Origin of the sequence: Streptomyces sp. NPDC020362 (genome assembly GCF_040642095.1) — a bacterium.
Lineage (GTDB): Bacteria > Actinomycetota > Actinomycetes > Streptomycetales > Streptomycetaceae > Streptomyces.
Genome location: NZ_JBFAET010000001.1, coordinates 93,621 through 114,465, shown reverse-complemented (window position 1 = coordinate 114,465; position 20,845 = coordinate 93,621). Strand labels below are relative to the sequence as shown.

16 protein-coding genes and 1 pseudogene are annotated in these 20,845 nt (G+C 68.3%); 6 read left to right on the top strand and 11 right to left on the bottom strand.

Translation table 11 applies throughout. The features are described from left to right. Window positions 1-148: 148 nt before the first annotated feature. From AB0H32_RS00450 to AB0H32_RS00435, 4 genes are all read left to right on the top strand, one after another. A complete protein-coding gene (locus AB0H32_RS00450) occupies window positions 149-442 on the top strand; it encodes a plastocyanin/azurin family copper-binding protein (protein WP_361111789.1) in 294 nt (97 codons plus the stop codon). Further along, on the top strand, window positions 442-1,443 hold the full coding sequence (locus AB0H32_RS00445; RefSeq protein ID WP_361111786.1) for a metallophosphoesterase: 1,002 nt from the start codon (window positions 442-444) through the stop codon (window positions 1,441-1,443). The genes AB0H32_RS00450 and AB0H32_RS00445 overlap by 1 nt, the downstream gene beginning before the upstream one ends. A gap of 1,319 nt (window positions 1,444-2,762) precedes the next feature. Beyond that, window positions 2,763-3,827, top strand: a complete 1,065-nt coding sequence (locus AB0H32_RS00440) for a polyprenyl synthetase family protein (RefSeq protein WP_361111783.1) — start codon at window positions 2,763-2,765, stop codon at window positions 3,825-3,827. An 83-nt stretch (window positions 3,828-3,910) separates the two neighbouring features. After that, window positions 3,911-4,981 carry a polyprenyl synthetase family protein gene (locus AB0H32_RS00435; RefSeq protein ID WP_361111780.1) on the top strand — a complete coding sequence of 357 codons (1,071 nt, stop codon included), beginning with the start codon at window positions 3,911-3,913 and terminating at the stop codon, window positions 4,979-4,981. On the opposite strand, the gene AB0H32_RS00430 is transcribed toward AB0H32_RS00435, so the two are convergent. The 4 genes from AB0H32_RS00430 to AB0H32_RS00415 all read right to left on the bottom strand — a co-directional run bounded on the left by AB0H32_RS00430 (window position 4,932) and on the right by AB0H32_RS00415 (window position 8,446). Beyond that, entirely contained in the window at window positions 4,932-6,314 is a 1,383-nt protein-coding gene (locus tag AB0H32_RS00430) for a wax ester/triacylglycerol synthase domain-containing protein (protein WP_361111777.1), read from the bottom strand. The two genes, AB0H32_RS00435 and AB0H32_RS00430, sit on opposite strands and share 50 nt — an antisense overlap. Before the next feature lie 5 nt (window positions 6,315-6,319). After that, window positions 6,320-6,901 carry a hypothetical protein gene (locus tag AB0H32_RS00425; RefSeq protein ID WP_361111774.1) on the bottom strand — a complete coding sequence of 194 codons (582 nt, stop codon included), beginning with the start codon at window positions 6,899-6,901 and terminating at the stop codon, window positions 6,320-6,322. A 169-nt stretch (window positions 6,902-7,070) separates the two neighbouring features. Continuing rightward, the gene (locus AB0H32_RS00420; RefSeq protein ID WP_361111771.1) at window positions 7,071-7,799 is read right to left on the bottom strand and encodes an ABC transporter permease; all 729 of its coding nucleotides are present in this window, start codon (window positions 7,797-7,799) and stop codon (window positions 7,071-7,073) included. Between the two features lie 80 nt (window positions 7,800-7,879). Next, window positions 7,880-8,446, bottom strand: a complete 567-nt coding sequence (locus AB0H32_RS00415; protein WP_361111768.1) for an ABC transporter ATP-binding protein — start codon at window positions 8,444-8,446, stop codon at window positions 7,880-7,882. 820 nt (window positions 8,447-9,266) lie between these two features. On the opposite strand from AB0H32_RS00415, the gene AB0H32_RS00410 reads away from it, so the two are divergent. Both AB0H32_RS00410 and AB0H32_RS00405 read left to right on the top strand, forming a co-directional pair. Next, entirely contained in the window at window positions 9,267-9,506 is a 240-nt protein-coding gene (locus AB0H32_RS00410) for a hypothetical protein (RefSeq protein WP_361111765.1), read from the top strand. Window positions 9,507-10,114: 608 nt separating this feature from the next. Next, window positions 10,115-10,534 carry a hypothetical protein gene (locus tag AB0H32_RS00405; protein ID WP_361111762.1) on the top strand — a complete coding sequence of 140 codons (420 nt, stop codon included), beginning with the start codon at window positions 10,115-10,117 and terminating at the stop codon, window positions 10,532-10,534. Between the two features lie 386 nt (window positions 10,535-10,920). On the opposite strand, the gene AB0H32_RS00400 is transcribed toward AB0H32_RS00405, so the two are convergent. From AB0H32_RS00400 to AB0H32_RS00370, 7 genes and pseudogenes are all read right to left on the bottom strand, one after another. After that, window positions 10,921-12,003 (bottom strand): extracellular solute-binding protein, encoded by a 1,083-nt coding sequence (locus tag AB0H32_RS00400; RefSeq protein WP_361112224.1) that lies wholly within the window; start codon window positions 12,001-12,003, stop codon window positions 10,921-10,923. Between the two features lie 378 nt (window positions 12,004-12,381). Then, the gene (locus AB0H32_RS00395) at window positions 12,382-15,162 is read right to left on the bottom strand and encodes a SpoIIE family protein phosphatase (protein ID WP_361111759.1); all 2,781 of its coding nucleotides are present in this window, start codon (window positions 15,160-15,162) and stop codon (window positions 12,382-12,384) included. 438 nt (window positions 15,163-15,600) lie between these two features. Continuing rightward, window positions 15,601-16,176: an NAD(P)H-dependent oxidoreductase gene (locus AB0H32_RS00390; RefSeq protein WP_361112221.1), complete on the bottom strand. Its 576-nt coding sequence runs from the start codon at window positions 16,174-16,176 to the stop codon at window positions 15,601-15,603. 119 nt (window positions 16,177-16,295) lie between these two features. Then, the gene (locus AB0H32_RS00385) at window positions 16,296-16,763 is read right to left on the bottom strand and encodes a nuclear transport factor 2 family protein (RefSeq protein ID WP_361111756.1); all 468 of its coding nucleotides are present in this window, start codon (window positions 16,761-16,763) and stop codon (window positions 16,296-16,298) included. Window positions 16,764-16,899: 136 nt separating this feature from the next. Beyond that, entirely contained in the window at window positions 16,900-17,523 is a 624-nt protein-coding gene (locus AB0H32_RS00380) for a TetR family transcriptional regulator (RefSeq protein WP_361111753.1), read from the bottom strand. A 507-nt stretch (window positions 17,524-18,030) separates the two neighbouring features. Then, window positions 18,031-18,418: pseudogene (locus tag AB0H32_RS00375) on the bottom strand (transposase); the annotation flags it as partial. 434 nt (window positions 18,419-18,852) lie between these two features. Next, on the bottom strand, window positions 18,853-20,766 hold the full coding sequence (locus AB0H32_RS00370; RefSeq protein WP_361111750.1) for an FHA domain-containing protein: 1,914 nt from the start codon (window positions 20,764-20,766) through the stop codon (window positions 18,853-18,855). Window positions 20,767-20,845: the final 79 nt, after the last annotated feature.

Sequence of the window (20,845 nt, the reverse complement as noted above, 5' to 3'; positions counted from 1 at the left end):
GTCGTCGCATTCCTCGTCCACAGGGGCCGGTGCCATCACGCCCGGTCCGGGTCAGCACCAGACGGCAGGAATGCCAGGTGCCACGGGGTCGGGGACAACGGTGGGCTCCGGTCCCGGCGCCTCCCCGATGCCCGGCATGAGCATGCCCATGAGTCCCTCGAGCACGGGCGCGGCGGCCGCGCCGGTGACCGGGAATGCCGTGGCGATCAAGAACTTCGCGTTCTCTCCGGCCACGCTGAAGGTCAAAAAGGGCACGACGGTGACGTGGACGAATCAGGACACCGACGCCCACACCGTCACCAGCGCCGGATCGGGCGGCCCCTTGCATTCGGCCGCCCTGGCCCCCCACGCCACCTACAGCTACAGGTTCACCAAGCCCGGCACCTACGCCTACCTCTGCACCATCCATCCGTTCATGACCGCCACCGTGGAGGTGACCTGATGACCGACTACTGCGACAGTTACGACGGAGCATCGCCCGACGACGCCGGACGGCCTGAAACCGAACACGGCATGACTCGGCGTCAACTCATTCGGCATGCAGGCTGGTTCGGTGGCGCGGTGGTGCTGACCGTGGCCAGTGGAGAGGTGATCAGCCACATCGCGGACTCCCGCGACACCAACGCCGGGGCCGCCGCAGAGGCCGTCGCAGCGGGAAGCGGCGCGCTGCGGTTCGTGCAGGTCTCCGACAGTCATATCGGGTTCCAGGGCCCGGCGAACATGGACGTGGCCGGCTCATTCACCGAAGCGATCAACCAGGTCAACTCACTCGGATTCAGACCGGACTTCGTCATGCACAGCGGCGACCTGACCCATCTGTCCACGGCCGGGCAGTTCGACCAGGTCAAGCAGATGATGGCCGGAATGAAGACAGACCGTGTCTTCACCGTGCCGGGCGAGCACGACTCCATCGGTGATGCAGGCCGCGCCTACCGGCGGACCTTCGGCATGGGCACGCTCGGCGATGGCTGGTACAGCTTCGACACCCACGGCGTGCACTTCATCGCCCTGGTCAACACCCTGAGCCTGGAGAAACTCGGGCACCTCGGCAACGCGCAGATCGACTTCGTACGCAAGGACCTGGCGGGACTGCCATCGGACACCCCCGTCGTGGTCTTCAGCCACATCCCGCTGTTCGCCATGTACCCGCAGTGGGGCTGGAGCACCGACGACGCCCTCAAGGTCATCGCACTCCTGCGCCGCTTCTCCTCCGTCACCTGTCTCAACGGGCACGTCCACCAGCTGTTCACCAAGACAGAGGGCAACATCACCTTCCACTCCGCCACCACCACCGCCTACCCCCTGCCCAAACCGGGCCGCGCCCCCGCCCCCACCCCTCAGGTCGTCCCTGCCCGGCAGCTCAGAGACGCCCTCGGCATCCGCAGCGTCGGCTACCGCCAAGGCGACCGCGAACTGGCCATCAAGGACCAGAGGCTGGCATGAACACCCGAAGATTCCTCGTCCCCGCCCTGCGGGCGGCGACCGCCCGCAACCCTCGCCGCGGGCGGATACATCCACGCCCAGCTCTACACGGACGGGTACCGCTCCATCCACATCATTGGCCCCCTGTTCCTGCTCCAGGCCGGCGCATCCTTCGCCCCCGCCGCCCTGCTGCTGATCGGGACGCCACCCTGCTGCTGAGGATCTCCGAGGCAGACGTCGCGCTCGGTGCCCTCGGCGGCTTCACCGCTTCGCGCACCGTAGGCGTGTTCGGATTCACCGAGCGCGGTCTGCAGCCGGCGCCACAAGCCGTCCTCAGCCTCCTCGCCGAGACCGGCACGCTGCTGCTCCTCGCCGTCTGGCAGGTGAGTGTGACCAGACAACGCCGCGCTGTCCGACCGCCCGTCAGTACACCCATCTGGAACAGGGCCATCACCCGTACACCACCCAACTGAACCACCACCACGAAGCCCCCCGGGATGCCGGTGCTGCGACGGGCCCCGGACGCACACTGTCGCAAGCTGGAGGGCAAGGCAGCTGCGACCTGGACGGCACGGCGCAAGAGCGCCGCGATCAACGAAGTCCTCAACACCGTGATGGAAAAGGGATACTTCGCGCGCCGGTAATCGTCGGTGGAGTCGTCGCCCATCCCACCCGCGGGCTCGTCGAGTCCTTGGGCGAAGCCGGGATTTTCGCCTACCGCGACGACCTCAATGCGTGGATCCACGCCCTGACATCCCTGCGGGACCCGGGCAGCTGAGCCTGCAATTCCCGCCGGGCCAGGGCCCGATCCATCGAACTGAGTGCGGCTCCCGACCTCGACATCCGGTGCGTCGCTATCGAATCCCTGAGCAGGACCAGCCAGCGGAACGGGTTGCCTAGGCGCGCGACAGGCCCGCTCGTCGATGCCAAGGAGATGGGCCGCAGCCGCGGGGGCGGCGTCGCGGACCCGGGAGCCGAAGGACACATGTGTCCTTGACCGTCCTGCGCAGCGGAGCCGGACCACGACTTCGCAGCCCAAGCAACGACATCCAACTCAAGCGGTGCTGCGTGGCAGGAGGCCGTACCCGCTGGCCCGCATTTCCATGGTGCGCAGCGGCGAAGGGTCGGCCCGTGTGTCAGCAGGGGCTGCTTCGGCGCGTGTTCTTGAGCGGTCTGGGTCGTTGGATGGATCATGCAGACCACATGGGTGATGCGGCTGGCCAACAGCCCAGGTTGTCACCGGAGTCCCGACGCAGGGCGCAGCCCCCACGATCACCTTCCTCGGTCCCGATGGGGCTTGACTCCGCCCGGTGGGGAGTGGTGAATCGGTGACTTCGGGTGTGGTCGACGCGCAGGCGATCGATCTGCGCGCGGTGCAGCGCCAGGTAGATGCAGTGCTTGGAGATTTCCTTGCTGAAAAGACCCGTTCGGCGGCTGGTCGGGGGCATCCACCAGAGGTGGTGCAGACCGTGCGGGACTTCATGGCAGCGGGCGGGAAGCGGATCCGGGCGCTGCTGTGTGTGGTGGGCTGGCATGCCGCAGGCGGAGACGGGAATGCGACGTCGGCGTTGCGTGTGGCGGCTTCGTTGGAGCTGTTTGTGGCCTTTGCTCTCATCCACGACGACATCATGGACGACTCGGTCAGTCGCCGGGGCCGCCCCGCGGTCCATCGCGTGATGCGTGCCCGGCTGGGAGAGGACGAGCGGGCTGAGCGGTTGGGTGCGGGCGGCGCGCTGCTGGTGGGAAACCTCGCGTTGATGTGGGCGCAGGAGTTGCTGCATACCGCCCGGTTGGAGTCGGGGGTGCAGCGGCTGGTGCATAGGTTGAATGACGCGATGCTGGAGGAGGTGATGTACGGCCAGTACCTGGATGTGATGGGTACCGGTCGTGGCGCCGACGATGTCGAGGCAGCCTTGCGGATCGTCCGCTACAAGACCGCCACCGCGACCATCGAGCGGCCTCTTCAGCTGGGCGCTGCTGTGGCGGGGGCCGGTGAGGCCACGATGGATGTCTTCACGCGGCTGGGCCTGCCGCTGGGGGAGGCGTTCCAACTGAGGGATGACCTCTTGGACGTGTTCGGCAGCCCGGACGGCGCCTGCTCACCGGGCCTGAGCGATCTACGGGAAGGCAAGCGGACCGTTCTGCTGGCGCTGGGTCTGCAGCGCGCCGACCTGGTACAAAGGGAGCGGCTCCGCCACCTCGTGGGCCGGTCCGACCTGGGGGAGCGCGAAGCAGCCGAGGCACGGACGATCCTGCAGGACACCGGGGCACGGGAGCACATCGAGCGAATGATCGCTGCCCGCTACGAACAAGTGCTGCGGGTCCTGGACGGGGCTGACTTCCCGCACGCCGCGGACCGTGCCCTGCGCGGCCTGGCGGTCACCGCCACCCAGTACACCTCCTGAGATCGCACCGCGTGCCCGGGCACCAGCCTTCACCGCCGCGCGTCTACAGCTGTGTCACCCAACCCGAGCAGGAAGAACTCGTCATGACCCAGCAGGTTCTCGATCGTGTCGCCGGATACGAGCGCCGGTTCAACACGCTCTTCGAGGAGTACTTCGACACGTTGAGCGCCGTGATCGATGCACCGTCGTTCAGCCGTTTCACTCCGGACTGCCTGCAGTTGCTGCGGGAACTGTCCATGCGGGGCGGCAAGCGGATGCGGGTCGTTCTCCTGCATGAGGCAGCTCGCCTGGTGACCGGCGAGCCGGTCGAAGGGCTGGATGCCGCGGCGCTGAGCATCGAGCTACTGCAGACCCACGGCCTGGTGCACGACGATCTCATCGACGACAGCCCCACCCGCCGCGGCGGCCCTTCCACCTACTACGCCTACCGTGAACGGTTCCCCGGCCGCCCGCAGACGGCCGTTGGCCTCACCGTACTCGCGGGCGACCTCGCGCTCGCTCTGTCCCTGCAGGTGCTGCTGGACGCGAAGCTGCCTGTCGCGGTGCGGCAGCCCATGATCGAGGTACAGACGCGGGCGGCCGCCGACACGTTCGTGGGCCAGATCATCGACTTGGAACGCGACTTCACCGCCACCGCCGGCGAGCAGATCCTGCACTGCGTGGCCGACTACAAGTCCGCCCGCTACTCGATCCTCGCACCCATGCAACTCGGACTCCTGGCCGCGGGCGAACAGCCGGCACTGTTCAAGCAGGAACTGCACGACTATGCACGGCTGGTGGGGATCTGCGGGCAGATGCGGGATGACTACCTGGACCTTTTCGGGGACGCGGCCACCATGGGCAAGCCGACCGGCACCGACATCCGTGACGGGAAGCACACCTACACCGTCCGTGCCCTGATGTCCGCCATCGACGGCACCGAGCGTGCGCTGGTAGAAGCCGCGCTCGGTGACCGGTCCTGCACACCGGAAACCATCGCCGCCGTCCGGGAGATCGGCGAGAACCGCGGTGTGACCGTCCGGATGCAGACGGACATGCGGCGCTACGCAGAGCAGGCTTCCGCAGTGGCCTCCGGCTGGCGGTCACGGTGGCGTGAGGAGGCGGTCACCTTCTTCGAGCATCTGCCGCTGTGGGGCGTTGAGCGAGCCATGTGACCAGCGCACGCACGACAGACGTTGCGCGCCCGGCCGGTGTGCGCCCCGCGGGCGCGGGAGAGCAACCCGGGGGCGGCGGGGCTGTGACCATCAGTTCCACGAGAGCCTGGCGCCAGCGTGCGGGAAGGCTGTCAGCGTCGGGAAGGGCTTGGTCGATTCGGAAGCATGCACTGGTCGTATCTCCGTAACTGACCGCCGCAACGGCCATGGGGACGCCAGGCGGACAGCAGATGATGGGGTCCATGCGGTGCACTACTGCCTCGCCGCAGTGCAGACGCCGACGCACCACAAGATAGGAGACACAGACGGTGAGCCGGCCCGGGACGGTGCTTGCGGACACGAGGCGCTGGAGCAGCCGCAGGGGAGGGCGAGTGAGAGCAGCCCGGAGCACTGTCTTGTGTCCGGCCGACTTCAGGGGAGAGGTGACTGCTCGCGTACGCGCCAGCCGCCGGCCCACAGGCATGGTGCCGCCGGGCAGGTCGAGCCGGGTCAGGAACAGCCGGTTGCCGGGCGCCCCTACCTCATCGGGCGTGCGCAGATTGACGGGAACCATCACGGGAATCGAGACGACGGCTGCGCGAGGCCAAGCGTCTTCGGCCCACTGGGTGATCGCGTGGGCCACAGCGGTGAGGCAGACGTCGTTGGTGCTGGCTCCGCCGGCGCGGGCCGCTGTACGCAGGCTGACGGAGGGCGCTTGAGTCCACAGCAGGTGACGGCGGCTGGACAGCGGGTGCGAGGAGGATTGCCACAGATGGTGCTGGCGCGCGTGGCGCAACAGGGTCACGGTGCTGCGCAGGACTTGGCGCAGGCGGGGCCTGGGCATGGGGGAGACGTCGCGGGCGAGCACTGAGAACTGTTCCGGCAACAGCCGCGGCCCGAACAGCACTTCCATGACCGTGACGACGTTGGCGCCGTCCTGGACAGCATGATGGGTGAGATACAGCAGGGCGAACCCGTCGGGCGCGTGACCGTGCAGGAGGATCATGCGCCAGGCCGGGGCTCCCTCGGTCCAGGGCTCTTGCAGGAGGAGCCGCACGGTTGCCTCCAGAGCCTCCCGCTCGCTGGCCACCTGTTGATCGCGAACATGCCGGGCCATGTCCGGGACGGCAGGCATCCACCGTGCCGTTGGCCCGTCGCCGGTCAGGACATGCGTCAGACAGGGAAGATCGGCAAGACGCGCGGTCACGTGCTCGCGCAGAGCGCCAAGATCGGGCACGGCTCCGGTCAGGTGCAGCACCACCCCGACCGTCGAGCTGGCGTCCGGGTGCTCCGCGAGCTGTTCGGCCTTGACCATGACGAGATCAGCGGGGCTCGGATCCGGGAACCGGCTCATACCCATCACCTCAGAAAGTCGAAGACCAGTGCGCTGGCTGCCGCGCCGATCAGCACCCCGGCGGTGACCTGGCCAACGGTGTGGCAACGCAGCCGGATGCGGGACCAGCCGATCAGCGCCACCAAGGGAGTCAGCACAAGCATCCAGGGGCCGAAGACCGAGCTGAGGATGGCGAGGGCACCGGAAGCGACCGCGGAGTGAACCGACACCTTCCAGAAGAAGGTGATCACCAACAGGATGAGCAGGACGGCGAGCATCGCCATCACCAGGGCCGTCACCTCGGCGGGAGCTTTGAGCCCGTACAGCAGCGCGGTGCCGGTGATGACCGAGGCCATCACCCCGGGGGCGGCCACGATACGGTCCTGCCGCCGTCGCACATGTCTGTCGCCCCAGTACTGGCGGCGCTCACCGAACCCCAGGATCAGCGTGGGCAGCACCGCGGTGAACACCGCCGCGACCATCCCCCATCCGATGCCGGCCCATCCGTCGGCGTGCCGGCCCAGCAGCGGAGCCAGGACCAGAATCCAGTTACGGGGCTCACCGCCGTCACTGAGCAGCCAAGCCCAGCGCGCCGCAGAGCGAGGCACCACCTCGCCCCCGGCTGGGTGGGAAGAGCCGGGCGGCGGGGCGGACAGGGCAGGTGAAGCAGCCGAAGCCGCAGCGTTGTGTTGCGACACCTCTGAAAGCCCACCCCTCACGTGGTGTTGCCGCCGCGTGCGGCCGTTCACCATCGAAACGACGCCCTCACCGGGCCAGTCACGGCAACCGCACGGCCTGCTCGATGCCAGTCGGCATTCCCCGTCCCGTGCGCGAGTGGTGGGTGCGTGTACGGATGGCGAAGGCCGCCATGCCCACCGCCGCCATGCCCACGGCCCACCCCGCACCCAGCAGCAGGCAACTGGTCGGCACCACCTGCAAACCGCCGGCGGCCACAGAGGTCTGCACCGCCCCGTAAGCCGGCAGGAAGCGGACCACGGGACTGTCCGCATCCGGGTTGATCAAGGGATTCTGCAGCACCAGATCGATGGAACTGATCATGATGGCAAGGAACATGCCGGCCAGCTCGCTGCGCAGCACAGCCGCCAGCACGATGCCGATGCCCCCGTAGATCAGAGCACCGGTGAACATCCCCGCAGTGAGCACCAGGAGCCGCTCGGGGCGCCAGAACAGATGCATCCACGCAGTGGTGTAGACGGCGACCAGGGCTGCGACCAGAAGGAGCGAGGTGCACTTCGCCAGGGCGAGGCTCGAGCGGGGATAGCCGGCTCGCACCAGTCGCTGGTCGAACAGTGCGGCACGGGCTGTGGCGACGAACATCATGAACGCGATGACCAGTGACAGGGCCTGGAGAGCGCCGTTGATCTGGACCAGAATGTTGCCGTCCATGACCACCGTGCGCCCCACCGCACGGATCCGGAACCGCAAGGGCGTACGGGCTACCACCGTGAACGCCAACGTCGTCCACAACGGCACGAACAGGACCACAATGAGCAGCGCCAGCCTGTTGCGTGCCTGCTCGATCAGCGCGAACCGTAAGGCCGTACGGAAGCAGGACCACCACCGCGTCATACCGGCCCCACCTCCGATCCGGTCTGCTCCTTCTCCTGCAGCACTCCTGCCTGAAGGCGGTACAGGGTGTCCAGGCGGGAGGCGTCGTAGGCGAGGTGCGAGACCACCAGCACCGCGCAGCCCCGGTTCCGCAAGGCCGCTGCCAGGTCCCAGAACCGCAGATAGGTCTCCCAGTCGAAGCCCTGATACGGCTCATCCAGGAGCAGCACCTGGGGATTGTGCATCAGGGCGAGGACCAGGTTGAGCTTCTGGCGCGTGCCGCCGCTGAGTGACTCCACCCGCTCGTTCCGGTAGCTGCTGAAATTCAACTGCTCCAGTAGCTCGAAAGCTCTGTCCAGGTTGTCCAGGCCGTAAGCGGCCTGGAAGAACCTCAGATGCTGGTCAACGGAGAAGGCTTGGTGGAGGACCGTGTCCTGCGGGCAGCTGCCCAGCACTCCCGCCCGCTCCACGACGCCGCTGTCGGCGGCGAGATCCCCGACCAGAATGCGCAGCAGGGTGCTCTTGCCGGCCCCGTTCTCGCCGACGATGCCCACCAACTGGCCCGCGCGGAGATCGAGCGACACGCCCCGCAGGACAGGACGGTGCCGGTAGCTCTTGCACACATCCCGAATCCGCAACACCGGCTCACCCGCCAACACCACCGCATCCCCCCTGCAGAACGCTCCTCACACGGGCGGTTTGCCGAACGCACCATCTGCTGGAGCGCACTCACGATGCCCCTGGCTGAACGACAACGCCACGCGAGCACCAACGACACGAAGCGGCAGTGGTGACGGGCAACGCGTTACCTGCGCTCCCCGACGCAGTACCACGACCTTGAGACACTCCCGGGCTGGAACAGGTTGGCAGACGGCATAACCGCCGCTGGCGTCCAAGCGGGCCGGGAGGAAAGCCGGGGCCGCATGGTGCTTGGGACGTTGCTGTTCGTCCTCGGATTCTCCGCCCTCTTCGCAAGCTGCGGAGCCACCTTCGGCTGCGCGGGCGATCAACTCCTCGCCCACCAGGCCCGGGGTGTGATGCGGTTCGGAGGGCGACGGGTTTCGTCGTTCGAAGGGCTGGAAGCCCGCGAAGCGGCTGCGCGAATGCGGGCTGAGGAACCGGAAGCCGAACGCACGAGTCGCCCACGCCGGTCCGCGTCGTCCCCGCCGAGTCGGGTGTTCCCTGGTGCGCTGGATCCTGGACCTGCGCCGAGCGGCGCGCCCCTTTTGGCCGGGGGGCTGGCGATTACTGTGTGTAGGCTGCTGAGCCCGCGGCTTGGGGCTGTCCCCAGCCGGCTCGAGCCGGTCTTCGGCGGGCGTAGAAGCGGCCGGCTTGCGGGTATGACGGCGGCTGGGGTGCTGGCGTGGTTGTGGCGCCGTCTGGAGCATTCCGATTCCGAAGCGCGTGCCCAGAGAGGCCCGCTGGCTGGTCTTCGTTCTGCCGCTTCGATCGTTGGTCGAGCAGACGGCGGCGGTCGTGCGGGAGTGGATTGGCAGCGGCGGCCTGTCCGGGGTGGTGGGGGTCCACGTGTTTACGGGCGGCGAGGATCGCGACGATGACGCGTGGCGTATGGATCCGTCGCGGACAGCGGTGTTCGTCGGAACGCAGGACCTGTTGCCATCCCGGCTGTTGATGCGCGGGTAGGGGGAGTCGCGTGCGCAATGGCCGGTGTCGTCCGGGCTGTTGCGCAGCGGTGTGCAATTCATCTTTGGGTGAAGAAGACCGCGTCGGTTGCCTGGCCGTGCGGTTGAACGCGGTGCGGCGGGTGGAGCGGGTTGAGGTGCCCGACTCGGCCGTGGCATACCCGGCCGGTGCCCGCGCTGTCCGTCTACCGTCCCAAGTTGCTCCCCGACGTGGCATCACTGAGGCCGCCACCGCTCTGAGCAGCGATGTCCAGCCGGCTCGGCCATGCGTCACTTCCTCGTGCGCGACGGGCAGGAGTCGGCACATGGGGGGCTGAGGTCATGCACGTGCCTGATCACTTCGATTGCCGTGCCGATTGCGAGACAGGGACACACGGCAGCCCGACAGCGCGACGCTCTACGGCATGTCCTCCAATGGTGTGCCGGGGCGATCCTCTCGGACGATCTCCGGGGCTATTGCGTGCGAGCAGGCCCCGCAGCGGTCACTAAGCAGGCGAGGCACACGACACCGGCCAGTGCCGGACCCCTCGGGACCGGGGCAGCCCGGACTTCCGTGAACGACCCAGCTGGAAGGCAATCTCCATGACCTCACAGCGTGAAACCCGCAGAGTGAGCAACGCAGTGTTCCAGGTCGTCTACGACTCGCCCGCCGCGCTGCCCGGCCGCCACCGCTGGGTCACCAAGGACGAGGACGTGCGTAAGGTGGAAGAGCTCCTCGGCATGGAGGCCGGGACGATCGGCGCACCCCTCTGGGTGAGCGGCGACTCCCGTGCCTGTGGATCGTGCGGCCGGGAACCCAGTTGGCTGGACATCGTCTCGTCGGCACTGTCCCGTACGCATGAGCGAGCCATGATTGCGGAAGTGATCCTGGGCGTGCACAAGTACGTGAACACCGAGGCACCCGAGGCCATCGCCGGACTGCGGTGCCACGGTTGCGGAGAGGCGATCACGGATCTGCGGAGCTTCAAGTGCCACAACTGGGCCTACGCCTTCGAAGACCTCCAGGCCGTGCTCGACCGGATCGGCTGACCTCCCAGCGACTTCCGGGTTGCTGCTGGTGAAGCGGGGCCGACACATGCGTGGTCACGCAGTGACGTGCGGTGCGTTGCCTGGAATCGGAAAGTGACTACAGTCTGTGAGACTCGCCGGACTCCGGAATCCATGCCTCGCGCTGCACGGAGCTCTCGTCTGCTCGGTCCAACAGGCGCGGTTGAGTTCCGGTGCTGGTTCCGTGCTGACTTTCGTGATCGGGTTCGTGGAAAACCGCAGGTCCTAGCTCCGATCGCATGAGTTGTCGTACCACTCGACGGTGGTGGAGGCGCCGTGCTGACTTGGTGCTGACCACGTCGACGTGTCAATGGCCGTCGGAAACATGCCGTGATCATCGCGACCAAGATCCACTTTCGTGCCAGGCCCTAGCCGGAGACGGCCTTCGCCCAGCCCCGGGCGACCGTCTCCTTTGCCTTCTCCAGTTGCGCGTCCGTCGGGAACTGTGGCGTTCCCTCGACCGTCGGCAGTCGTGCGGCGGCGGCCTTGTCGAGGGTGCCGTCCTGCTTCATGGCGTCCATGAGTACCGGTCGGGCGTAGCCGCGCATCCGGAGGTTCTGGCCCTCTGGGCTGAAGAGGTACTCCTGCCACAGGCGGGCAGCCGCCGGGCGCGGGGCGTTCTTGTTGATCGCCAGCGCGAAGTACTGGGCGAAGCTGCCGTCGAAGGGGATCGCGACCTGCCAGTTCACGCCCTTGTCGCGGAGCTGGTCGGCGTAGTGGAGGTTGATGTAGTCCCAGTTGATGCTGATGGGGGTCCGGCCGTCCTTGACCGTTGCCAAGTTGGAATGGAGCGGATTGAGGTTGCCGCTCTTCTTGAGCCTGGCGAAGAAGTCGAGGCCGGGCTGGATGTCATCGAACGACCCGTTGTTCGCCAACGCAGCCGCGTAGACGCTGGCGAAGGCGGTGGCCGATCGGGGCGGGTCGCCTTCGAGGGCGACCTTGCCCTGGTAAGCGGGTTTCAGCAGATCAGCGAAGGTCTCCGGACAGGGCTTGACCCGGTTGGCGTCACAGCCGATGGAGATGTAGCCCCCGTAGTTGTTGGACCAGCGGGCCTTCGAGTCCTTCTGATTGTCGGGGATCGAGTCGTAGGCGGCGACCTTGTACGGTGCGAGCAGATTCTGCGCCGCCGCGTTCCGCGCGAACGCGTCGCCCACGTCGATCACGTCGGGGGCTGTCGGCCCGCTTCCCCTCTTCCTCAGGGCATCGATCTCGTCCTCGCTGTGGCCCAGCGGATCCTCGACACTGACCTTGATCCCGTACTTCTTCTCGAAGCCGTCGATCAGGCCGCCGTAGTTGGCCCAGTCACGTGGCAGCGCGATCGTTCTGAGTGTGCCCTCCTGTTTCGCTGCTGCGATCAGCGCGCGCATGCCGCCCACGTTCTCGGCGGAGGTGGCCACCGATGGCTTCACGAGTCCGGCGGTCGGTGTGTTCTCGCAGGCGCTCAGGCCCAGTGCCACGAGAGCGAAGCAGCCGAGGGCGGCCGCTGCTCGGGCACGGGGTGTGGTCACAACTGCTCCAGGGCGTGGGGATGGGGTTGTCACCGAGGGAGGTCTGCTACCTACAGGGTGCCTCGGGCCGCCGGAGGAATGCCCGGTGCAGTCGTGGTCGGCCGTGGAGTTCCGGAACTTTTACAGGCAAAGGGCCCACTGCGCCGCGAAGTGGTCATCGAGGCCAGGGTACCCGGCCGCCTCGATGGCGGAATCCCGCTCGGGAAGCCTGCGATCAGCGCGCTTCCCCGGCGGGACGCCGCCTCTGTACGCCCTCGGCGCCCACTCGCGCCCGTGTCGGCACGCGGCGTGCGCGACCGTAGACGGACTCAAACGCCCTCCTCACAGTGCCGTGTCGTCCCATTGGCCGAGCAGGACGTCGTCGAGTCCTTCCGCCTCCGTCGTGGCGCTGTCGTGGAGAGACCGTTCGGCCCAGATGACTTTGCCGGTGGGCGTGTAGCGGGTCCCCCAGCGTTCGGCGAACCGGGCGACGAGGAACAGTCCGCGGCCGCCTTCATCGGTGGCTTTCGCCCGGCGCAGCCGGGGCGAGGTGCTGCTGCCGTCGGAGACCTCGAAGATCAGTGTGCTTGCGGCGGGTCCGCTGATCGGCTCCGTGCGCAGCAGCCGGACGGTGATGGGCTCGGCGCCGTAGCGGATGGCGTTGGTGATCAGCTCGCTGAGGATGAGTTCGGCGGCGAAGGCGACGTGCTCCAGACCCCACTCCGTCAGCCGGCGGGCGCAGGCGGTGCGCACGGGGCCCACCGCCGCCGGGTCACGGGGTACGTCCCACTCGGCGACCTGCGCTGGTCCGAGTCGGCACGTGCGGGCAACCAGCAGCGCGATGTCATCGCTGGGCCGGTCGGACAGCATGGCTGCCATCACCGTCTCGCAGGTGGCCTCCGGCGTGCGATCGGGCCCGGTCAGGGCATCGCGCAGGGCCTCCAGGCCGGCGTCGAGGTCCCGGGTCCGGTCCTCGATCAGTCCGTCGGTGTAGAGCACCAGCCGGGAACCCTCGGGCACGGTCAGCTCGGCGGTCTCGACAGGCAGGCCGGCGCCGAGCCCCAGTGGCGGGGAGACGGGCAGCTGGGGGAAGTCGACGGTCCCGTCGGGCCGGACCACCGCCGGTCCCGGATGGCCGGCGGTGGCGAGGACCAGCCGCCCGGAGGTGGGGTCGTAGATGGCGTACTGGCAGGTCGCCCCGGTGATCGTCCCCTGTCCCTCGTCCGCGGCGACTTCCTCGGAGTCGATCTGGGTCACCAGCTCGTCCAGCCGGCTCAGCAGTTCCTCCACGGGCATGTCCAGGCTGGCGAAGTTGTGCACGGCGGTGCGCAGCCGGCCCATGGTGGCCGCGGCGTGCAGACCATGGCCGACCACATCGCCCACGACCAGCGCCACCCGGGTACCGGACAGCGGGACGACGTCGAACCAGTCCCCGCCCGCCCCGGCCTGGGCCGGCAGGTAGCGGTAGGCCACCTCGAGGGCGGACTGATCGGGCAGCCCGCGGGGCAGCAGGCTGTGCTGCAGAGTGACGGCCATGGTGTGTTCGCGGGTGTAGCGGCGGGCGTTGTCGATGCACAGCGCCGCCCGGGCGGCCAGCTCCTCGGCGAAGGACACGTCCTCGTCCTCGAACGACGGGGAGCCTTCCGCGCGCCAGAAGGACACCACGCCCAGCGCCACGCCGCGGGCTCGCAGCGGAACCACGAGCAGGGAGTGGATTCCGTGGTCGAGGATCCGTCGGGCGCGTTCGGGGTGCTGGGCCCGCCAGCCGTCGGAGGTGCTCAGGTCCTCGACCAGGACTGGCCGGCCGTCGGCCATCGCCTTGGAGACGGGGTGGACCGGGACGAACCGGATCAGCTCGCCGGCGGGGTGGAGGAGATCGTCCGCGTCCAGGCCGACGACGGCGCTGCGGCGCAACTCGGTGATCACGGCGGTCGTACCGGGGGACTCCTCGCCGCGCAGGACCGGGTCCAGCAGTTCGACGGTGACGATGTCGGCGAACCGGGGCACCGCCACGTCCGCCAGTTCCTCGGCCGTGCGCTTCACATCCAGCGTGGTGCCGATCCGCAGTCCGGCGTCGTGGAGCAGGTTCAGCCGTTCGCGGGCCGCCTCGGCCCGGCCGGAGAGAGCCCGCAGCTCGGTGGTGTCCCGGAGCGTCACCACGCTGCCGACGGGGCCGTGAGGTGCGGTGAGCCGCTTGTTGACCGCGAGCAGCCGGTCGGCCGCCAGGTACACCTCGTCGGTGGCGGGGCGCTCGGAGGCCAGCAGCCCGGCGAGGTCCTCATCCAGGCCCAGATCGGTGACGTGCCGCCGCTCCGTGTCCGTCGGCAGGTCCAGCAGCCGGCGTGCCTCGTCGTTGGCCAGCAGCAGCCGGCTGTCACCGCCGACGATCAGCACCCCTTCGCGCACGGAGTGCAGGACCGCGTCGTGGTGCTCATACATCCGGGTCATCTCGGCCGGCCCCAGGCGATGGGTCTGCCGCCGCAACCGCCGACTCACCAGGCCCGACCCGGCTGCGGCGACGACAAGGGCCGTGGCGGCGCCGCCCAGGAGGACCGGCAGCTGCCGGTCCAGCTTGTGCTGCACCGTCTCGACCGTGACGGGCACGGAGACGATGGCGACGACCGAGCCGTCGGGACCCCTGATGGGGACCGCCGAGATCACGGAGAGCCCCAGTGCCCCCTTGAAGGTGCTCGTGAACGGCTTGCCGGTCGCCGCCGCCGCGTAGGGCCCGATGGTGTGTTTCCCGATCTGACGGGGGTCGCTGTGGGTGAGGGTGATTCCGTTCAGGCCGTACACGATGATGGCGTCGACGCCTGCGGCCTTCCGGGCCGCCTCGGCGTGCGGCTGCAGGATCGCGGTCGGGTTCGCGCTCTTCAGCGCCGTCACGACGCCTGGGGAGTTCGCGAACGTCTGCGCCGTGGTGAGCGTGCGGTGCCGGGCGTCCGCCATGATGTCGCGTCGGGCCTGCACCACGAGCGCCACCAGGCTCGCGGCGACGAGCACCATCACGACCGCCAGCTGCAGAAGGAAGACCTGGCCGGCGAGACTGTGCACGCTCAGCAGCGAGGCCGACCGCCGCTCCGCTCCCCCCTGACGGAGCCGACCGGGCCGATGAGACTTCATGGGCGCATCGGAGACATCATGCCCGGATCGACCTGAAACTCCACGCATATTCCCTTTTTATCGTTTTTTATCTTTTCTGGTTGGTCGACCGCGAAGCGACCGGGACGGGCCCGTCCCGGTCAGTGGCCGGGCAGGCGGCCGGTTCGCTCCGCTCGGCGCCTGGACCGCGCCGGGCACTGCGGACAGGAGAAGAAGGCCTGGCGGTACGGAGGTGCGGTCCGTGCGCCCACGGTTGATGCGGTCCGGTTCATGCCACACCACATCTTCCGCGTAGTTCTCGGCGATGACCGCGGCCCGACGATCCGAGTCGGGTTCGTTGAACACCTCGAGAAGGTTGACTCGCATCAGATCGGCGGGGGATCGGGTCATGGTGAGTCCGTTCGTGTGGGCCGGTCGGTCGCTGTAGCGGAGGTCCACCGGTCCGCGCGGCCGAGTGGGTCAGGTCGCGACGAGCGGGGCCGTCCGTAGCGGGGCGAGGGCCGAGGCCCAGGCGATGACCTGGTCGAGCATGGTGTTCAGCGTGCGCAGGCTGTGGTCGCTGGGTTTGAAGACGCTGAAGCCCTCGAAGTCGGTGAACGGGGAGAGCGTGACTTGTTGGCGTACGTCGGCCATCTGGAGCTCGGCGGCGACCAGGCGCATTTGTTCGGCGGAACGTGCGCCACCTGCGGCGCCGTAGGAGACCAGGCCGAGGGCCTTGTTGTTCCACTCGGCGTAGAGGTAGTCCAGGGCGTTCTTCAGAACGCCGGGGACGCCGTGGTTGTACTCGGGGGTGACAATGACGAATCCGTCGTACGCGGCGATGGTCTCGGCCCAGCGCCGGGTGTGCTCGTTCTGGTACTGGCCCAGCGAGGGCGGCATCGGTTCATCGAGGTGCGGGAGGGGGTGGTCGCGCAGATCGAGCAGCTCGAAGCCGGCGTCGGTCCGGCGCGAGGCGTGGTCGTGGACCCAGCACGCCACCTGATCTCCGACGCGGTTGGGCCGGGTGCTGCCGAGGATGATGCCGATGGTGGGCAGGGTGTGCCTGCTTCTTCGCGGTGCCTTGCGTCTGCGGGACACGCGCTGCCCGGAAGGCCGGTGATCGGGCGGGCGCGGTGCCCAGCAGCATGGTGCGGGGATCGACCGGAGCGGTTCGGTCAGCTCGTCACGGGGGCCGACGCCGTGACGACGGAGGCGAAGTCGGGCTGCACACCGAGCTGGGCGAGCATGACGCTGAGACCGACGTAGCAGTTGAACTCCTTGATCCTGCCGTTCTCGATGTACCAGAAGTCGGCGGTGGGGATGTTCAGCTCGGCGCCGGTCGGCCGGATGGTGCCGGCGGGTGTCTCGAACGGCCGGGTGAAGGTGCCCTGGATCGTCAGCTCGACGGAGACGACGTTGCCCATGACATGAAACCGGTGCAGCTCGCGGTGCACATCGGGCGCGAGCGCTCCCATGAAGGCGACCGGGGCGCCACGGTGCTCACCGCGGTGGCTCTCGCCGGCGACGCCGTTGTTGAAGACGCCGTCCTCGGCGAACAGGTTCACGAAGCCCTGCACGTCCAGGACGCTGCCCTCGGCCGCTCGGTACGCCGCCCGGACCACAGTCTCGGCGTCGGTGCTCATGGTGCCCTCCCATACGAGAGAATCCATTCAAACCCTTGATTGAAATCATGGGAGGGCTTCGGCCGTCTTGTCAAGCAAGCGATTGAATTCATCGTGGGGCTGGGCCGGCGCGGCCCATTCGGCGGTATGCAGACGCTTACCGGGCTCCCCGGAACGCCCCGGCCACCACGGGGATGAGCATCCGCTCCACCCGCTCGGCGGGCTCGGCGCCCAGCTCGGCCCCTATGGGTGCCAGCGCGAGCCAGTTCAGCATCCCGGCCGTACAGCGGACACGGAAGACGAGCTCCCGCTCGTCGGCCTCGGGAAGGTTCACCGCCAGTACCCGCACCGCCTGCCGTCGGGCCTGCTCGAACTTCCCGGCCAGCCTCTCCCACCCTTCGGGCGGATCGATCCCCACCCGCGCCACGGTCCGCATCACGGCCAGATCCCGCCCCCCGGCCGCGAGTGCGCTCACCATCGGCCGTGCGAATGCCTCGGCCAACTCGCTCAGCGTCGCGCTCCCCGCCAGAGCGTCGAGCTCCTGAATCTGCGCGTCCAGGTATCGCTCCAGCGCGTGCTCGATCGCCACGTCGCACAGTGCCTTCAGTGATCCGAAGTGGTAACTCACCGCGGCGACGTTGGCTCCGGCGTTCTGGGTGATCTCGCGGAGGGTCACCCCCTCCTGCCCCCGTTGTGCGAGCAGCTCGAGAGCAGCCGCCAGCAGGTCGTCGCGCGTTCGCCGGCCGGCCTCGCGGCGAAGGTCCGTTTTTTCTGGCCTCACGATTGAACTCAAGCGACTGCTTGACTTCGTTGTCAAGCGGTCGCCTGAAGTGGACTTCCGGCTCTCAGTGCGACGTCGGGTCATCGTCCGCCTCAGGATGGGCTCTCCTTGCCGGCGACCCGCCGGTGGAGTCGCGCCGGCGAGCGGCGAGGCCGGGGCAGGCGTTGATGTCAGCGCATCCGTCACGGGGCCGCGCTGCGTCAGGCTCGCGCCAGCGGTCCTGAGGTGGGCGTGGAGGTGTTGCGTGCCAGTGTCATGGCCCTACGACCTCGGGCCCGCGACTCCAGGGCAAGGGCATTCACCCCGCTGCCGGCACACGCGCGACCGGGGCCGCGCGGCGAGCGACGACCTCTTGACGGGCATCCTTGGGAGGGCGTGCATTTCGGCTCGGCACGGGGAAGTCGGGATCGGCTCGAGTACCGTCCGCTGGCCTCGGAGGTGGTGGTCGAGTGCCGGTCGAACCCGGATCGGAGAGGTGCGGTCGGCTTCGCGGTTCGCAATCGGGTTCTCGTGGCCGGTCGTGGAGGCGGGGATCCCGACGGCCGCGTGGACATTCTGGGTGTCCAGCACCACCAGGGTCGGCTCCTCCCATCGGGGGCGCGTTCACGGACCTGGCAGCGGAGCAGTTCATGAACGACCCTGTCGGTTCCGTCGTCCCGCCAGGCGGCAAAGGAGTAGTACATCGCGCTCTTCTGCGGCAGGTCGTGCGGAGGTAGGCCCACGGGCAGCCGGTCCGCCCCTGGTAGAGCATCGCGTTCACGATCTCCCGCATGTCGCAGGCGCCCTGATGACCACTGACCGAGCGGTACCGGAGCTTCCACGCGGTGATCACCGGCTCGATCAACGACCACTGCTCGTCCGATAAGTCGCGGGGACACGGCTTGCGTTCACTCACCCCGCCAACCCCAGCAGACCCCGCACCGCGAACCCGCGAATTCCGCCCCCACCCCACACCATCAGGCGAAGAAAGAACGACTCAACCCTCGAACTGCTCCCGCAGATGCTCCGGATACGGGCCGCTCCTACCCATCGGCAGGAGCGGCACGATCAACTCTCAGTCATCGTCCGTCAGTTCCGTACGCGCCATACTGGGTCTCCACCAGCCAAGGACAACCACCGGAGAGGCGTCCCACGTCTTGATCACGACTTGAGACGGGGCCTAGGACCTCGACTGGTTCGGGCGGGGCGGCGTGCGGGCCAGGGGCAGGAGCGCGGCGGATCACGGAAGGGGCCCGGCTGTGCCGGGCCCCCTCTTCTGGTAGAGACGAGATGTGAACCTTCGGGCTCAGGGACGGAGTGCCCGCATCACGCCGGGTCGACCGCCCTCGGCTACCGCGGTCCTGCCGCCTGGCCGATGATGCGCGGATCGACGGGACGGCCGACGAAGACCGGGGCGTCCGACTGGTAGAAGATGTCGATATCGGCCTCCTCGCCGCCGACGATCAGCGTGTCCCAGGCGCCGCTCTCTTGCAGGGTCCGCAGGGTCGACGGAGCGAGGGTGGACAGGTGGCTGCGCAGTTCCGCGTCGTTGGGCATTCCGGGGAGGCGGGGGGCGAGGCGCTCGCGGATCGCGCGCATGCGGTCCAGCAGGTTCTCCAGATCGGACCGCTCGACGTCGGGTTCGGCGACGACCCGATCCGCTTCCATGCTGCCGGCGATGATGTCCTTGATGGCGCGGGTCACGCCTCGTTCGTCGGTGGTGACCATGGCGTTCCAGGCCCGGCTCTTGTGCCGGTACTGGAGCATGGACATCGCCGCCTCGTGCCGGATGAAGTCGGCGTCGCGAAGCGGGCGGCCCCGCCAGACCCGGCTGAGGGAGCGGGAGAGCGAAACGGCCGAGGCGAGACCGCTGTTGAGGCCGCGTCCGGGCCAGAAGTGGATGGCGTTGGCCGCGTCGCCCAGCAGGAAGCCGTACGTTCCGGGGCTTGTGCCGGTGGGGCGGGTGAGCTGGGCCGTGAACCGGGGACGCTGCACCATGTCCAGCCGGAACGAGGTGACGGCGCTGAGATCGTCCTCGGCGACGCCGAACAGCCTCAGGCCCTCCTCGATCCGCTTCCACAGCGACGAGCTGCGCAGCAGGGCGGGCAGGAACAGGGTCCCATGGGTCGAGCAGACGAACTCGTTGTCCTCGTGGCGGCTCATCAGGCAGGGCCGAGCCGCGATGCACTCCTCGAAGACCTGCCGGACCGGGTCGATGCCGATCACGTTGCGCGCCTCCTCCCGGGTCAGCCTCATGTTGAGGAACCCCTCGCCACGCAGCGAGTTGAGCAGGAACCGGTTTTGCGCCACGGTCAGCAGGACGCTCATGGGATCCGTGAGCTGGGACTTGACCCGCAGCCCCAGCACCAGGTCCTGAAGGTGCTCCCCGTCGAGGGAGTAGATCGAGGAGTCGGCCGCGCCGAAACGGTCCCCGAAGTGCTCCCGGGTGCGCGACCGCCCGCCCTCGCTGATGACGAGGACGTGTTCCTGGGAGAGCCGGTGCTGCTGCTCCGACGGATCGAATCGCTTCGGCACCAGATGGATCGCGGACTTGGTGTTGGCCAGTTCCAGCAGCTTGTCCTCGATGTATGCGATCCGGATGTTGCGGGGCGGGCGGCCGTCCACGGAGTCCGGTCCCAGGGGCCACATCTCGGAGTATCCGCCCGCGTCGAACAGGGCCGACTGCATCTCCTCGGTGAGCGCGAGGTACTGGCGGCTCTGGACGGTGACGACCTGCTGGCGGCGGACGTTGCCCTGGGTCTCGTCCTGCCAGACCACGGTGGAGCCGTTCTTGGTCCATCGACCGTCGTAGACGGTGATGGACGCCCTTCCCGGCAGGGCGCTCTCCAGCAACAGGGCGAAGGCAAGGCCGACCGGGCCTCCTCCGGTCACCGTGACCCGCAGGGTGCCCGGGTTCGCCGAGGCGTCGGCGCGGGGCAGGTCGAGCTGGGAGAGGTCGATGACCGTCTCCAGGGCCTCCTGCGTCTCGAACAGGAAGGTCTCGTCGCCGATGCGTATGGAGTCGCCGGGCGCGAGCACATGGCGGGTGACGCGCCGGTCGTTCACGAAGGTTCCGTTCTTGCTGCGGTCGTAGAGGACGAACATGCCGTCCTCCGCCACGATCTCGGTGTGCAGGCGGGAGGCGCTGACGCTGACGATGACTACGTCGTTGTCGCTCTTGCGTCCGAATCGCAGCGGAGCGCTGCCCAGAACCACGCTCTGACCGGCGAAGGGACCCGTGCGTCCCACGATGACCGACGACACAGAAACTCCTTGCGAAAGTCCCGGGTGCGGCCGGATCAACCGCACCCTGCGGTTGATCCGCTACGGGTGTGGGAGCCGT

Excerpts from the sequence above, each read along its gene's own strand:
- AB0H32_RS00450 (WP_361111789.1), top strand. The coding sequence starts at position 149 with ATGAGTCCCTCGAGCACGGGCGCGGCGGCCGCGCCGGTGACCGGGAAT.
- AB0H32_RS00445 (WP_361111786.1), top strand. The coding sequence starts at position 442 with ATGACCGACTACTGCGACAGTTACGACGGAGCATCGCCCGACGACGCC.
- AB0H32_RS00435 (WP_361111780.1), top strand. The coding sequence starts at position 3,911 with ATGACCCAGCAGGTTCTCGATCGTGTCGCCGGATACGAGCGCCGGTTC.
- AB0H32_RS00430 (WP_361111777.1), bottom strand. The coding sequence starts at position 6,314 with ATGAGCCGGTTCCCGGATCCGAGCCCCGCTGATCTCGTCATGGTCAAG.
- AB0H32_RS00395 (WP_361111759.1), bottom strand. The coding sequence starts at position 15,162 with ATGAAGTCTCATCGGCCCGGTCGGCTCCGTCAGGGGGGAGCGGAGCGG.
- AB0H32_RS00385 (WP_361111756.1), bottom strand. The coding sequence starts at position 16,763 with ATGAGCACCGACGCCGAGACTGTGGTCCGGGCGGCGTACCGAGCGGCC.